We start from the raw sequence: 13,326 nt of genomic DNA on the forward strand, positions 1-13,326 counted from the left end.
TTATTTAGAGGCGTACCATGGATAGGATGAAACGTTCTGTTTCGACTGTCACACCCCCTCCGACAACTGACTTTTTCAGCACTTGCACGCATGAATTCATCCAACACCGATTACGACGTGGTCATCATGGGCGGTGCTTTTTCCGGCGCGTCGGCGGGAATGATGCTCAAACGCGAGCATCCGGACATGCGCATTCTCATCGTGGAGCGCACGCTGCAGTTTGACCGCAAGGTGGGGGAAAGCACTTCCGAAGTGGCAGGCTGCTTCCTCACACGCGTGCTGCATCAGGGGCACCATCTGAGTGCGCATCACTATCAAAAGCACGGCCTGCGCATGTGGTTTTGCAAGACGCCTGAGGATGATGTGGGCTGCCTCACCGAGGTCGGGCCGCGCTACCAGTCACGGCTGCCGACCTTCCAGCTGGACCGTGCCATCCTCGACGAGCACCTGCTGAAGGAGGCCTGTGATTTCGGCTGCGAGCTGCTGCGCCCGGCAACGATCAAAACCATCACACTCTCCGAAGACGAGGCACCGCACACGCTGGAAATCATGCCGCAGGAAGGGCAGATGCGCACGGTGACTGCGCGCTGGCTGATCGATGCCTCCGGCAAGGCTGCTGTGCTTTCCAGGAAACTCGGGCTGCATCAATCCTTGGAGAGCGAGCACCCGACATCCTCCATCTGGTGCCGTTTTCGCAATGTGAACGGGCTCGACAGCTTCAAGAGCCGGAAGATGCATCCGTCGCTGATGAAGGGTGTCAGCCAGCTCCGCACCACGGCCACGAATCATCTCATGGGGCATGGTTGGTGGTGCTGGATCATCCCGCTGTCCGATGGCAGCTTCAGCGCCGGTGTGACGTGGGACCGGAGGTTTTTCACGCTGCCAGAGGGGCCTTCGCTGCTGGCACGCCTGCAGGCGCATCTGATGACGCACCCGATTGGCCGGCTCATGTTTGAAAACGCGGTGCCGGATGCCGATGACACCTTTTACTACAAGAACCTCGCGTACCGTTCCGAACGCATCGCGGGAAATCGCTGGGTGATGGTGGGTGATGCGGCCGGGTTCATGGACCCGCTGTACAGTCATGGGCTCGACTTCTGCGGCCACACGGTGTCTGCGGCGGTGGATCTGGTGCAAAAGAATCTGGCGGGTGAAAACACGCAGGCGATCACCGACTACCTGAACACGGCCTACCCGCGCAGCTACCGCATGTGGTTCAACTCGCTCTACAAGGACAAGTACTCCTACATGGGCGACGCGGAGCTGATCAATGCGACGTTTCTGCTGGACCTCTCCGCGTATTTCCTCGGCCCGGTGAGGGGGGTGTATGACAATCCGGATGATGAATGGATTCACATGCCGTACGAAGGGAAGGCGGGTGCATTTTTTGCCGGCTTCATGGCATTCTACAACCGCCGCTTCGTGCACCTCGGGCAGGAGCGGCGCCGCAAGGGCATCTATGGCAGCACCAACAACGGGCACGTCTGGATGCCGTTCATGAGCCTGTCGCCAGACCACACCGCAGCGCGATTGCTGTGGGCGGGGATCAAGGTGTGGATCAAGGCGGAGATCACCACCTGGCTGGCACCCACTGCGGCCAGAGAGCCGGTGGTGGTGATGGAGAAGAAGCCGGTGGAGGCGTGACCCTCACTCCGCCACGAAAAACATTCCCGCGAAGGTGTTGGGGGTGAGCTTGGCGTCTGGTTTGGGATCCACGAGCATGTTGGAGATGTCGCCGTCGAGATAGAGGGCGTTTTCGCAGCCGAGGTGCTGGAAGAAGCGGGTGAACTGGTGAAACGTCACGCGGCCTTTCACGGCGTCTTCGCGATCACTTATCACGAAGAGGATCTGGCCATCTTTCTTGCGCACGCCCACGGCATTGCGCAGGCGTTTGTTGGGGGAGTTCACCTGGAAGGCGGGGTGGATCACGCCCTGGCGCAGCATGAGCGGGCCGGACTGCGTGGCGAGGCGCGGCTTGAGGCCGCTTTTGGCAAATTCCGCTGCTTCCATCACGCCGGGGCCGGCCTGGTCGTCGAGGTAGAATATGCCGTTGGGCTTGAAGAAGAAGTTGCCCTCGCCTGCGCTCAGATTCAGCGGCACCAGTTCCTTGCTGGCGCAAATGGTCAGGCCGCAGGGTTTTGGGCCGCGCTCGTAGATGCCGGCGTTGGTGGCGAAGATGATCTGTTTGCCGCGCGCGGCGAGCTGCCGGCGCAGGCCGTTGAAATCTCCCAGCGGCTGGCCGTTGTCACCCAGCCAGGCGAGCTGAAGGCGCGGCCAGTCGGCCTTGTCCACGCGGTAAAGGTGATAGCGCCCGCCTTCGTAATCCACCGTCTCCGCGCCGTGCAGGTGCGAGGTGATCGTGGCACAGCCGAAAAGCGTGAGGAGCCAGCGGGGAAAGGTCATGCGACAGGATGCTGAATTCACGTCATCCCACAACCCCAGAACCGGCTAAAGCCGGTACTACAAAACGAAGAGCCTTGAACCCGGAACGGATTGCCCCATGATGACCCTCACATGTCCAGCAGTCTAGGCACCCTTTTCCACATCAGCACCTGGGGCGAATCCCATGGCATCGGCGTCGGCGTCGTCATCGACGGCTGTCCGCCACGCATCCCCCTGACCGTGGAGGACATTCAGGCTGAACTCGACCGCCGCCGGCCCGGCCAGAGCAAGATCGTCACGCCGCGCAAAGAGGACGACAAGGCGGAGATCCTTTCCGGCGTGCTGGATGGCCTCACGCTCGGCACGCCCATCGGCATTCTGGTGCGCAACACGGATCAGCGCCCTTCGGCCTACACGGAGATGCAGCAGGCCTACCGCCCCAGCCACGCGGATTACACCTACGACGCCAAGTACGGCATCCGCGCCGTCTCCGGCGGCGGACGTTCCAGCGCACGCGAGACGATCGGCCGTGTGGCTGCCGGTGCCATCGCGCGCAAGGTGCTGCAGCATTCGCTCACGGGTTACGAATGCCTGGCTTACGTGAAAACGGTGCAGCACATCGAGGCGAAAGTGCCCGTGGGCGCGGAGCTCAATTCGTCGGTGATCGAATCCAACATCGTCCGCACCTGCGATCCCGTGGCGGCGGAGCAGATGATCGATCTCATTGAGAAGATCCGCAGCGAAGGCAACAGCGTGGGCGGCATCATTGAGTGCGTCGTGCGCGGCGTGCCGACGGGGCTTGGAGAGCCGGTGTTCGACAAGCTGGAGGCGGATCTCGCCAAGGCGATGATGAGTCTGCCTGCGACCAAGGGATTTGAAATCGGCAGCGGCTTTGGCGGCACGACGATGACGGGCCTGGAGCACAACGACGAATTCTACATGGACGGTGACAAGGTGCGCACCCGCACGAACCGCAGCGGCGGCATTCAGGGCGGCATCAGCAATGGCGAGGAGATCGTCTTCCGTGTGGCCTTCAAGCCTACGGCCACCGTGCTGCGCGAGCAAAAGACCGTGACCAACACTGGCGAGGACACCACCCTTTCCGCACGCGGCCGCCACGATGCCTGCGTGCTGCCACGCGCTGTGCCGATGGTGGAGGCCATGGTGCATCTGGTGCTGGCCGATCATTTCCTGCGCCAGCGCGCGATGAGGGGGTGATGGGATGCGGTGGCTTGCCTGGCTCCTCACTGGCACGACCTGCCTGGCTGGCTATGGCGGGCCGTTGCCAGAAATCGCGGTGGGAACCGGCGGGCGGGAGCTGGTGATCCAGAGTGCGCCGAGGCTCCCTGCGAATGGAGCTGCCCAGGCGTTTCTGCTCGGCACGGTCACGGAGGTGGCGGCTGAAGAAGACCGCCAGCCGCAGCAGACCCGGCTCTCAGAGTCATGCACGCTGCGCGTGGATTCCGCTTATGGGTATCTGGACCAAATCGCGGGCGTTCAAACGGCGGTGCTCCAGGCCAGCTATGAGCAATCACCTTACGTTCCAATTGATGAAGACTGGGGCAGGCTGTGGCACTTCAAGAAAGGGCAGAGGTTGATTGTGATTCTTCACCGGAGTGAAGGGGCGCCGTGCTTTGATGTGGAGGAACTGATGGTTCTCGATGACCGCACGGCTACGCTGCCGGAGATCCTGCGGCGGACTGCGCTGTTGCCGGAGGAGTTTACGGATGATGATCTGGAGGTGCTCAAGGTGGCTTCGCCCTCTTTGCATCGGCGGGTTTTTGCTGAGAGCGCCGGAGCGCGTGCGATTCGCGCCGAAGGGGCGAGGCGGTGGCGTGAGGGGATGATGGCAGCCGCAGGCATTTGTGCTCTGCTGGTGCTGGGCGTATGGGGCATTTGCAAGAGGCGGCATGTCATATGATCTGAGAGGCCGGAAGCCCAGAGGGCGGATACAACCCGTCCTGGCGATGTCGGTTTGCCTGCAAACCGTGAGCTGGCACCCACGGTGAACGTGCCGGTCCTCCGGTGTTGCGTGGGGTCTTGGCGTGGCTCAGATCCACGTCCCGGACGGGATGATGGCGTCTTTCGGAATGCAGATGATGCCGTCGCGAATGTAGAAGTTTTCGCCGTCCATGTTGTCCGGCTTGCCTTCGGGAGTGATGACCACGTTGTCGCCGATGTGGACGTTCTTGTCGATGATGGCGCGCTCGATGCGGCAGTTGCGGCCGATGCCGGGAGGCGGGCGGTTCGGATCGGTGCCGACGGCACCGGCGTAGTAATCTGCACCCATGATGATGCAGTCACGGATGGTGGTGCCGGGCTCGATCTTGGCGCGCAGGCCGATGACGGCGGTTTCGATGTGGGCGTCGGTGAGCACGCTGCCGTCGGCGATCAGCGCACCGCGGATGGTGGCACCATTGATCTTGGTGGCAGGCAGGAAGCGGGCATGGGTGAAGATGGGCGCGGAGCTTTCGAAGAAGTCGAACTGCGGCACCAGGCGGCAGAGGTCGAGGTTGGCGTCGAAGAAATTGCGGATGGTGCCGATGTCCTCCCAGTAGCCCTGGAAGTTGAAGTTGAAGACGCGCTTGTTCTTGATCGCGGTGGGGATGATGTGCTTGCCGAAGTCGTTGAGCGTGTTGTCGAGACACTCGATGAGCACATCGCGGTGGAAGAGGTAGATGCCCATGGAGGCCTGGAAGCGCGACTCCACAGGATCAATGCCCATGGTCTTCAAAGTGGAAGGCGGGATGCGCAGCTTTTCGAGGACTTCAGGATCCTTGGGCTTTTCCACAAACTCATAGATCCGGCCGTCTTCATCGGAATGCATGATGCCAAACGACGTTGCGGCCTCGGCATCGACAGGAATCGTGGCGATGGTGATGTCCGCATTGGTGGCGACGTGCTGGCGCATCAGCATGCGGTAGTCCATGCGGTAGAGCTGGTCCCCGCTGAGGATGAGGAAGTAGTCGTAGTCGCCTTCGAGGAAGTAGCGCAGGTTCTGCCGCACGGCGTCGGCGGTGCCCTGGTACCAGCGCTCACCATCGGGAGTCTGCTGCGCTGCGAGCACCTCCACAAAGCCGCGGGTGAACTGATCAAAGCGGTAGGTGCGGGCGAGATGGCGGTTGAGCGAGGCGCTGTTGTACTGGGTGAGCACGTACACCTGGCGCAGCCCGGAATTGATGCAGTTGCTGATCGGGATATCGACGATGCGATACTTGCCGGCGAGGGGCACGGCGGGTTTGGCGCGGTTTTCAGTCAGAGGGAAAAGACGCGTGCCTGCCCCACCACCCATGACGATGGCCAGAGTATTGCGGCGTAAGAGAGTGTCTGCTTCGATCTGGACTTTGGATGACGAGGGGGCCGTGGCGTTTGGAGGTGTGCTCATTGTCCTAAGTTGGTTGTCATTAATTCTCTGCAACAAGGAGAACAAGCAAGCGTTATCCCTGTCCAAATCTTGCGAGCTGACGCGCCTCGCGAGCGATTCAGCTCTATCACCTTCCTCCAACCTCATGTCCACCCCGACGTTTCGTTTCCCCTGCATGATCAGCGTTTGCCTGATTGCGTCCTCAGCCTATTCAGCGGTCAGCTTTGAAAAAGACCTGCTGCCCGTCATTACTAAGAAATGCGTTGATTGTCACAAGGCTCCGCATGTGGAAAACGGCCAGAAGAAGGAACCCAAGGCCGGACTGCGGCTGGATGCTTCCTGGGCCATCCTGAAAGGCAGTGAAAACGGGCCCGTGCTCACGCCCGGCGCCCCGGACAAGAGCGGCATCTATGAGTCCGTCACGCTGCCGAAGGATGACGACGGCCACATGCCCTCCAAGGGCGAAGATTTGACGAAGGAAGAAATCGCCCTGCTCAAGAAGTGGATCGAGGAAGGTGCGGACTTCGGCGGCTGGGTCGGCAGTGTGGAAGGCATGCCCGCAGGCGCGATGACGGAATCCGCGAAGCCTTACAAGCCGCGTCCGCACGATCTGTTTTATGCCGCTCTTGAAAAAGAGGTGAAGCCCCTCTCTGACGGCGTGCTGGCCAAGGCGAAGGCCGCCGGTGCCCAGGTCTCTCCGGTGAAGGTGGACAGCCCGCTGGTGCGGGTGGATTTCCTCACGGGAGTCTCGAAGTGCGATGACGCCAAGGTGGCCGAAATTCTGCCGCTCAAGGAAAACATCGTGCAGCTGGATCTGGGGCGCACTATCATCACCGACGGTGCCTTGAAGACGATCGGCCAGCTGCCGCGCTTGGTATCGCTCGATTTACGCCAGACCAAAATCACTGATGCCGGCCTCGAATCCCTCATCGGGCTGAAAAAACTCGAGACCCTGAATCTCTACGGCACCGAGATCACGGACGCCGGATTGAAGCACCTGTCTAAGATCAAAAGCCTCAAGAATGTCCATCTCTGGCAGTCCAAGGCCACCAAGCCCGGCGTAAAAGAACTCAGCGCCGCCATCCCCGGCATCAAAGTCAGCATCGAATAATCCATCCCAACCGTAGCCCCTCATGAAAACGCGTCTCTTCCTTCTTATCACCATGTCCATGCTCAGCGCACTCTTTGGAACCGCCAACGCTGGCGAAGGCGAAAAAGTCAGCTACCCCGCTCCGGTGGTCTCTGGCATCAACCAGGACGGTGCCACGGTGAACTTCGCCGATGTGTACAAGAAGGGGCCGACGGTGGTCTTCTTCTACCCGAAGGCCGACACCCCCGGCTGCACCAAGCAGGCCTGCTCTTTGCGGGACGCCTTTGCGGATCTCTCCAAAGAAGGCGTGCAGGTGCTGGGTGTCAGCTTTGACAAGGCGGAGTCGCAGAAGGCGTTCAAGGACAAGTTCACGCTTCCGTATGACCTCATCGCCGATCCAGAAGGCAAGATCGTCGAAGCCTTCAAGGTGAAGAAGATGCTCAAAGGCCTGCTCTCACTCGCCTCACGCAGCTGCTTCCTCATCAAGGATGGCAAAGTGGTCTGGCAGGACTACTCGGCCGCCACCGACCAGCAGGCCGCTGACATCAAGCGCGTGCTGGCCGAGGTGAAGTAACTCGCCCAGCTCTGAAAGTAGCAAAGTTGTTTCAATCAAAAGACCGCCGGTGTGCAACTGGCGGTCTTTTTTGCTTTTTAGATTAACGCCAGCGCCTCAGTGCTGTCTTTAACACACCGCGTGATCATTCCCCCAGTTCTCCAAACTTTCCCATTCTCACGCCTCTGCGTGGTTGCTGTGCTGCTGCTGGCGGCGCAGGTGGGAGTGCGTGCGGACTGGCGGGATGACATTGGCTACACTCAGCTGGCCGCCGAGCTGGGCGCTGCGGTGCCGACTGGCGCGGGCATCGTGTTGATGCAGTCCGAAGCCAATGATCAGACCTCGCCGCCCAACTACCTGCCGCAGGACGGCGGCCCCGGCTCGTTTGCCGGTGCCGGCTCATACACCGGCAAAACGTTTTTCGCCGAGTCCGGTGCAGGGGTGGTGCTGAGCCATGCGCAGTCCGTGGCCTCCTTTTATTATGCCAATGGCACCGGCATCGCTCAGGGAGCCACGGAAATCCACAACTACACCGCGCTCGACTTCATCAACCGGATTTACACCGGCTCCGGCCCGGAAGTCCTGCCGGGCAGGGTGCAGAATCACAGTTGGAAAGGCACTACGGACGCCACCACGGACCCGCAGTTGCTGCGGAGTCTGGACTTTCTCATCAATCGAGATGGTCGCATCGTCACCGTGCCATTGGACAACAACACCGGGGCGCTGCCAGCATTGCTGGGGAACAATTACCATGCCCTCACCGCCGGCCTCCGCTCCGGCGTCCACAGCCTGGGCGGCACCAACACGGATGGCTCCGGACGCATGAAGCCCGATCTCGTGGTCAATGTCGGGGAGACCAGCTATGCCGCACCGGCCATCGCAGGCACAGGAGCGGCGCTGCTGCAGTCTGCCGTGGCCATGGGCAACACCAACGCGGAAAAGCCCCAGGTCATCAAGGCGCAGATGCTGGCAGGAGCATCGAAACAAAATCTGCCGCAATGGGTGCGCCAGTCCGATGCCACACCGTATGACGCCGTCTTCGGCGCTGGCGAGCTGAACATCCGCAACGCTTACTACATCCAGCAGGCGGGCCAGCATGCTTTTTCGACCAGCACTGAATCCCCCTCACGCGGTTGGGATTTTTCCACCAGCACCACCAACTCTTCGGGCCGGCGTTATTTCTTCAGCATCCCCGCCGGGCGCTACGCCACCACGTTCTCCGCGGCCGTCACCTGGCACCGCACGGTCGATGGTTTTCCCGGCTCGTACACCAGCACTCTGTCAGACCTCAATCTGAAGCTCTACGCCTCCACCAGCTTCACGCCCGGCTCCACCGCGCTTTATTCCTCGACCAGCAGCGTGGACAATGTGGAGCACCTCTTTTGCTACAATCTCCCGCCCGGCCAGTACGTCCTCGTCGTCACCGCAAATTCGAGCAGCCGCTCATACGGACTGGCCTGGGATGCCCAGCTTGGCAGCGGGCCCGCGCTGACCGCCACCCTCACCGGCGCTCAGTTGCAGCTCAGCGCATCCAGTCTCGATCCCCGCGTCAGTTACACCATCGAAAGCTCCCCCAATCTGGTCGATCCCTGGACCACTGAGCAGACCTTCCGCACCGCGGACACCATCCCGTCCTTCACCCACACGTTCCAGCCCACCCAGACCGCCGGAAGTTATTTCTACCGCCTGCGCTGGACACCGGTAAGGTGAGGAAGGGGGGTGAATGCCATCTCCCCTCCGCTCATGACGTGCGTATCCTCTGCCATGAACACGCGCACCGAGACAGACAGCATGGGGGCGATGGCCGTGCCGGCGGAGGCGCTCTATGGCGCGAGCACGCAGCGGGCGGTGCTCAATTTCCCCGTCAGCGGGCGCTGTGTGCCGCTGCCGGTCATTCACGCCTATGGGCTTATCAAATGGGCGGTGGCGCGTGTGCATGAGGAGCTGGGACTGCTGCAGCAGCACAATGCGGCGCTCATTGAGCAGGCGGCCTTGGAGGTGGCGGAGGGCAGGCACGATGCGCATTTCGTCATCGACATCTATCAGACCGGCTCCGGCACGAGCACGAACATGAATGTGAACGAGGTGGTCGCAAACCGCGCCTGCCAGATCGTCGGCAGGCCCCTCGGAGCGAAGGACCCCGTGCATCCGAATGACCATGTGAACATGGGGCAGTCCAGCAACGACACCTTTCCCACGGCGGTGCACATCGCCGTGGCGCAGGAGTTGAACCGGAGGCTTCTTCTGGCGCTGGAAACGCTGCAGCATTCGCTGGCGGCGAAGGCGGAGGAGTTCTGGGAGGTGCTCAAAATCGGCCGCACGCATTTGATGGATGCCACGCCGGTGCGCCTGGGGCAGGAGTTCAGGGGTTACGCACGGCAGGCGGAGCTGGCGGTGAGTCGCGTGCACAAGGCGCTGAACGCCCTCATGGAGCTGCCGCTTGGGGGCACGGCGGTGGGGACAGGACTGAACAGCCACCCGGAGATGCCCGCGCGCGCCATCCCGCTGCTAGCTGAAAAGACCGGCCTGCCTTTCCGCGAGGCGCAGGATCACTTCGAGGCGCAGTCCGCGAAGGACGCCCTCGTGGAGGCAAGCGGCCAGCTCAAGACCGTGGCCACCAGCCTTTTCAAGATCGCCAATGACACTTGCGCTGGCTCAGCTCCGGCCCGCAGTGTGCGATCGGTGAGATCATGCTTCCTGCCACTCAGCCCGGGAGCTCCATCATGCCCGGCAAGGTGAACCCCGTGATGTGCGAAAGCCTCATGCAGGTCTGCGCCCGGGTCATGGGCAACGACACCACTGTCACCTGGTGCGCCGCCAACGGGAATCTGGAACTGAACGTCATGATGCCCGCACTCGCGGCGGCGCTGCTGGAAAGCATCGAGCTACTGACCAATGTCACCGCGCTCTTCGCCTCACGTTGTGTGAGAGGCATCGTGGCGAACGGGGAGCGCTGCACGAATTTCATCGAGCACAGCCTCGCGATGGTGACCGGCTTGAATTCCAAAATCGGCTACGACAAGGCCGCTGAAATCGCGAAGCAGAGCGCCAAAACGGGGACGCCCGTGCGAGAGCTCTGCCTACAACAGCTTGCACAGCTGGGCATCACAGAGGCGGAGCTGAACGAGGCGCTGGATCCTGCCCGGATGACCACGCCGGATGCAGGCATGGTGGGCGGCGGCGGGGGATAAGCAAAACTTCCTCTTCGTCCTGCAATCAAATCGGCGCGGGAACTCCGCCCAGCGGGCCCACTCGTGCGAGCTGGGCTTTCTTGGCGGCCATTTTCACCAGATGGGTTTCTGGGGCGGGCACGCTCGGGATGACCAGCACGGGGCGACTGGCCTGCTGGATGACGCCGGTGGTAACGCTGCCGGCGAACAGGTGGTATAGCGCGCCATGTCCATGAGAGCCCATGAGGATGATGTCGGGGGCGATGTTTGCGATCTGGTCCAGTACGGTCTCCAGCAGCAGGCCGCCAAACACTTGCGCCGTGGCCTGCACTCCGTGATCGATCAAGGTGTCGCGCATGAGGAACAACTGCTGCTGGCGTGATTTAAACACGTCCGGCGGGACAGCAGGCGGCTCAAAATCCACCACCAGCGGTTCCGGCGGCACGACGTGGACGAGAACCACATTCCCCCCGAACGCCCTCGCTTGCTCTTCCGCTTGCTCGAGGACTTGAGGGCTGACATCGGAAAAATCGATGAGTGCGAGAATGGTTTTCATGGCTTGAGGGGGGTGGTTGGTGCGCGTTGCGCGTCCCAGTATGGATACGAATCCCGCTCCGCATCCGGGCGGGGCGATCAGCAGCGGATGGAGGCTGCCGCAGGTGTCACGTCAGCCACCAGGCCAGCGCCGTCTGCTGCGGCTTGAGCGCAGCGAGGGTCTGGAAAGGCGGGCTGGCGCGGACAGATTTTTCAAACTCCGGTAGCTCCGTGGGCAGGCTGCACTGGCAGGTGCCGGGCTCCAGGGCCATCAGCTCAGGGTCAGGCGCGTAGGTCAGGGTCAGAGAGAGCTCGCTCATGCCGTCCTCATCTTCGTCTCCGGGTTCAATGAAGTGGCGGGAGAACTCGAGTTGGAAGGTTTTGTCCGCGCCCTGCCCGTTCACGCCCCACTGGCAGTGCAAGGAGTCGCCCTCTTCATCCAGGATGCAGTTCTCCGCCCGCATATCGCGGTAGAAGGCCTCCATCTGCGCCAGCGCGGTGGCTGCATTTAGGCCCTGCACCGTCATCCCGGCGTCGGTGACGGCGGCTTCAAACGTGGTGGCGGAATCGGCAGGTTGCATGGCTCACGAGTACATCGGCATGCGATCTTGTTTCGGTGGTACTGAAATCGGGCTGAAGCGGGAAGGGGAGGGACTATTTTTTTGATCGCCTTTCCCTGCGGCATCACTCAGCATGCCCGGCGCATGAGTTCCTCCACCCATCCCATCGTTATTCTGGCTGTGCTCGGTGCCGTGGCCACGGTGATCATGCTGATCACCGTGTTCCGGGTGCGCAGCTGGGGGCTGAAGGTACTTCTGGTGCTCATCGCCCTGGTGACGCTGGCCCCGGCCGGGCTGGTGGTGTACGCCATGCATCCGGAGTGGATGGACGCCCGCTACCGCAGCTACAAATCCTTTTACGAAGGCATCCGGCTGGGCATGACACGGGAGGAGGTCATGGCCTTGCAGACGCAGCTTTACCCGGAAGGCGGCCCCCGCCAAAAGCCGCAGATCATCATTGATGAAGAGAAAAGCCTGACGTTTTTCATGCATCCGGAACATTCAGCGGAACCGAATTGCGAAGGTATTTTCTTGGTTTTCGAGAACGGGAAGGTGAAGTCTAAAACCTATTCCCCGGACTGAATCCCCATGCCTCTCTGGAAACGCCTGCTGCGCCTCGTCGCCATACTCATCCTCACACCGGTGATCTTTCTGCTCAGCTGCCAGTCCAGCCTGATCTACCACCCGAATCCTTACCGGGCGGAGTATGAGAGCATGCTGCAGGCCGACAGGGGGGAGCGCGTGCTTTTTGAGACGTCTCAGGGCCACCAGACGGCCTTCTACATTCCCGCGCGCAGACCTGCCAGCGGCCTGCCGCAGACGCTCTGGCTGTGCTTTGCCGGAAATGGATCCCTGGCGCTCGACTGGCTTTATGAGACCGCCACGTGGGACGACCGCTTCGCCTATCTGCTGGTCGATTATCCCAGCTATGGCGAGTGCGAGGGCACCCCGAGCCCGGCGCGAATCCGGGAATCCGGGAAAGCGGCGGTGGAGGTGCTGGCCAGGCACCTGCACACCACCCAGGCCGAACTGCAGCCCCGTCTGGCGGTACTGGGCCATTCCCTGGGCTCTGCGGCGGCCCTGATGGCGGCGGATGATCTGGACATCCGGCGCGGGGTGCTGATGTCCCCTTTTACCACAATGACGGACATGGGCCGCATCGTGCTCGGCTGGCCGCTGTGCTACCTGAACCAGCACCGCTTCAACAACCGCGCAACGCTGCGCCACGTGGCCTCCCGTGCCGGGGCGCGGTTCGTGATTTTCCATGGCGCGGAGGATGAAGTGATCCCCGTGCGCATGGGGGCGGAGCTGGCGGCGGCCCACCCGCAGGCGGTGACTTTTTACGCCGTTCCTGGCGGGCATCACAACGACCTGCTGGACCTGATTTCACCCCAGATCGGGCGGGCGATGGCGGAGGTGACGGCGGGCGCGAAGCCGTAAGGCACACGGCGGTTGCTTTCAGGCGCTGCTGTGCTCTGATGGGGGCTCAATCCCCACCCACTAGCCCATGTCCGCGCCCTCCTCTACTTCGGAAAAATCCTCCTCCATCTGGTCTGTTCTCAATCTGATCATCGGATCAGTTCTCGGCGGGGCTGTTTTGCTTTGGGTGCTGGCCTTTATTTTTGACGGTCTGGGCTCCCTGCGTCCGAAAGCCAAAGCCGAGGCTGCTGCTC

The 13,326-nt window shown here is 61.7% G+C and carries 12 protein-coding genes and 1 pseudogene; 9 read left to right on the top strand and 4 right to left on the bottom strand.

Translation table 11 applies throughout. The features are described 5' to 3' along the window. Positions 1-90: 90 nt before the first annotated feature. The gene (locus tag WAW39_RS20710) at positions 91-1,644 is read left to right on the top strand and encodes an NAD(P)/FAD-dependent oxidoreductase (protein ID WP_422321067.1); all 1,554 of its coding nucleotides are present in this window, start codon (positions 91-93) and stop codon (positions 1,642-1,644) included. A 3-nt stretch (positions 1,645-1,647) separates the two neighbouring features. Here the strand turns inward: WAW39_RS20710 and WAW39_RS20715 are convergent, their stop codons facing one another. Continuing rightward, positions 1,648-2,403 (bottom strand): phosphodiester glycosidase family protein, encoded by a 756-nt coding sequence (locus tag WAW39_RS20715; RefSeq protein WP_422321068.1) that lies wholly within the window; start codon positions 2,401-2,403, stop codon positions 1,648-1,650. A gap of 111 nt (positions 2,404-2,514) precedes the next feature. On the opposite strand from WAW39_RS20715, the gene aroC reads away from it, so the two are divergent. Together aroC and WAW39_RS20725 are read left to right on the top strand one after the other, a co-directional pair. Then, positions 2,515-3,600, top strand: a complete 1,086-nt coding sequence (aroC, locus tag WAW39_RS20720) for a chorismate synthase (protein ID WP_422321069.1) — start codon at positions 2,515-2,517, stop codon at positions 3,598-3,600. A 4-nt stretch (positions 3,601-3,604) separates the two neighbouring features. Beyond that, positions 3,605-4,303, top strand: a complete 699-nt coding sequence (locus WAW39_RS20725; protein ID WP_422321070.1) for a hypothetical protein — start codon at positions 3,605-3,607, stop codon at positions 4,301-4,303. Positions 4,304-4,432: 129 nt separating this feature from the next. Here WAW39_RS20725 and WAW39_RS20730 read toward each other — a convergent pair whose 3' ends face one another. Continuing rightward, complete coding sequence (locus WAW39_RS20730; protein WP_422321071.1) at positions 4,433-5,767, bottom strand: glucose-1-phosphate adenylyltransferase; 1,335 nt, start codon at positions 5,765-5,767, stop codon at positions 4,433-4,435. A 124-nt stretch (positions 5,768-5,891) separates the two neighbouring features. Between WAW39_RS20730 and WAW39_RS20735 the strand changes: the two genes are divergently transcribed. The 4 genes and pseudogenes from WAW39_RS20735 (at position 5,892) to WAW39_RS20750 (ending at position 10,580) form a co-directional block, all read left to right on the top strand. Beyond that, a complete protein-coding gene (locus WAW39_RS20735) occupies positions 5,892-6,857 on the top strand; it encodes a c-type cytochrome domain-containing protein (RefSeq protein WP_422321072.1) in 966 nt (321 codons plus the stop codon). Positions 6,858-6,879: 22 nt separating this feature from the next. Then, complete coding sequence (locus WAW39_RS20740) at positions 6,880-7,410, top strand: peroxiredoxin (protein ID WP_422321073.1); 531 nt, start codon at positions 6,880-6,882, stop codon at positions 7,408-7,410. Positions 7,411-7,530: 120 nt separating this feature from the next. Beyond that, positions 7,531-9,099, top strand: coding sequence for a hypothetical protein (locus WAW39_RS20745; RefSeq protein WP_422321074.1), 1,569 nt, complete (start codon positions 7,531-7,533; stop codon positions 9,097-9,099). A 54-nt stretch (positions 9,100-9,153) separates the two neighbouring features. Then, positions 9,154-10,580, top strand: a pseudogene (locus WAW39_RS20750) (class II fumarate hydratase). Between the two features lie 25 nt (positions 10,581-10,605). On the opposite strand, the gene WAW39_RS20755 reads toward WAW39_RS20750, so the two are convergent. Together WAW39_RS20755 and WAW39_RS20760 are read right to left on the bottom strand one after the other, a co-directional pair. After that, positions 10,606-11,115: a universal stress protein gene (locus WAW39_RS20755; RefSeq protein WP_422321075.1), complete on the bottom strand. Its 510-nt coding sequence runs from the start codon at positions 11,113-11,115 to the stop codon at positions 10,606-10,608. A 106-nt stretch (positions 11,116-11,221) separates the two neighbouring features. Further along, complete coding sequence (locus tag WAW39_RS20760) at positions 11,222-11,674, bottom strand: hypothetical protein (RefSeq protein WP_422321076.1); 453 nt, start codon at positions 11,672-11,674, stop codon at positions 11,222-11,224. Between the two features lie 123 nt (positions 11,675-11,797). On the opposite strand from WAW39_RS20760, the gene WAW39_RS20765 reads away from it, so the two are divergent. Further along, entirely contained in the window at positions 11,798-12,235 is a 438-nt protein-coding gene (locus tag WAW39_RS20765) for a hypothetical protein (protein ID WP_422321077.1), read from the top strand. Positions 12,236-12,241: 6 nt separating this feature from the next. Further along, entirely contained in the window at positions 12,242-13,093 is an 852-nt protein-coding gene (locus tag WAW39_RS20770) for an alpha/beta fold hydrolase (RefSeq protein ID WP_422321078.1), read from the top strand. Positions 13,094-13,326 lie beyond the last annotated feature (233 nt).

It is taken from the genome of Prosthecobacter sp. (assembly GCF_049294395.1).
GTDB lineage: Bacteria > Verrucomicrobiota > Verrucomicrobiia > Verrucomicrobiales > Verrucomicrobiaceae > Prosthecobacter.

Excerpts from the sequence above, each read along its gene's own strand:
- WAW39_RS20710 (WP_422321067.1), top strand. The coding sequence starts at position 91 with ATGAATTCATCCAACACCGATTACGACGTGGTCATCATGGGCGGTGCT.
- WAW39_RS20715 (WP_422321068.1), bottom strand. The coding sequence starts at position 2,403 with ATGACCTTTCCCCGCTGGCTCCTCACGCTTTTCGGCTGTGCCACGATC.
- aroC (WP_422321069.1), top strand. The coding sequence starts at position 2,515 with ATGTCCAGCAGTCTAGGCACCCTTTTCCACATCAGCACCTGGGGCGAA.
- WAW39_RS20725 (WP_422321070.1), top strand. The coding sequence starts at position 3,605 with ATGCGGTGGCTTGCCTGGCTCCTCACTGGCACGACCTGCCTGGCTGGC.
- WAW39_RS20730 (WP_422321071.1), bottom strand. The coding sequence starts at position 5,767 with ATGAGCACACCTCCAAACGCCACGGCCCCCTCGTCATCCAAAGTCCAG.
- WAW39_RS20735 (WP_422321072.1), top strand. The coding sequence starts at position 5,892 with ATGTCCACCCCGACGTTTCGTTTCCCCTGCATGATCAGCGTTTGCCTG.
- WAW39_RS20740 (WP_422321073.1), top strand. The coding sequence starts at position 6,880 with ATGAAAACGCGTCTCTTCCTTCTTATCACCATGTCCATGCTCAGCGCA.
- WAW39_RS20755 (WP_422321075.1), bottom strand. The coding sequence starts at position 11,115 with ATGAAAACCATTCTCGCACTCATCGATTTTTCCGATGTCAGCCCTCAA.
- WAW39_RS20760 (WP_422321076.1), bottom strand. The coding sequence starts at position 11,674 with ATGCAACCTGCCGATTCCGCCACCACGTTTGAAGCCGCCGTCACCGAC.
- WAW39_RS20765 (WP_422321077.1), top strand. The coding sequence starts at position 11,798 with ATGAGTTCCTCCACCCATCCCATCGTTATTCTGGCTGTGCTCGGTGCC.
- WAW39_RS20770 (WP_422321078.1), top strand. The coding sequence starts at position 12,242 with ATGCCTCTCTGGAAACGCCTGCTGCGCCTCGTCGCCATACTCATCCTC.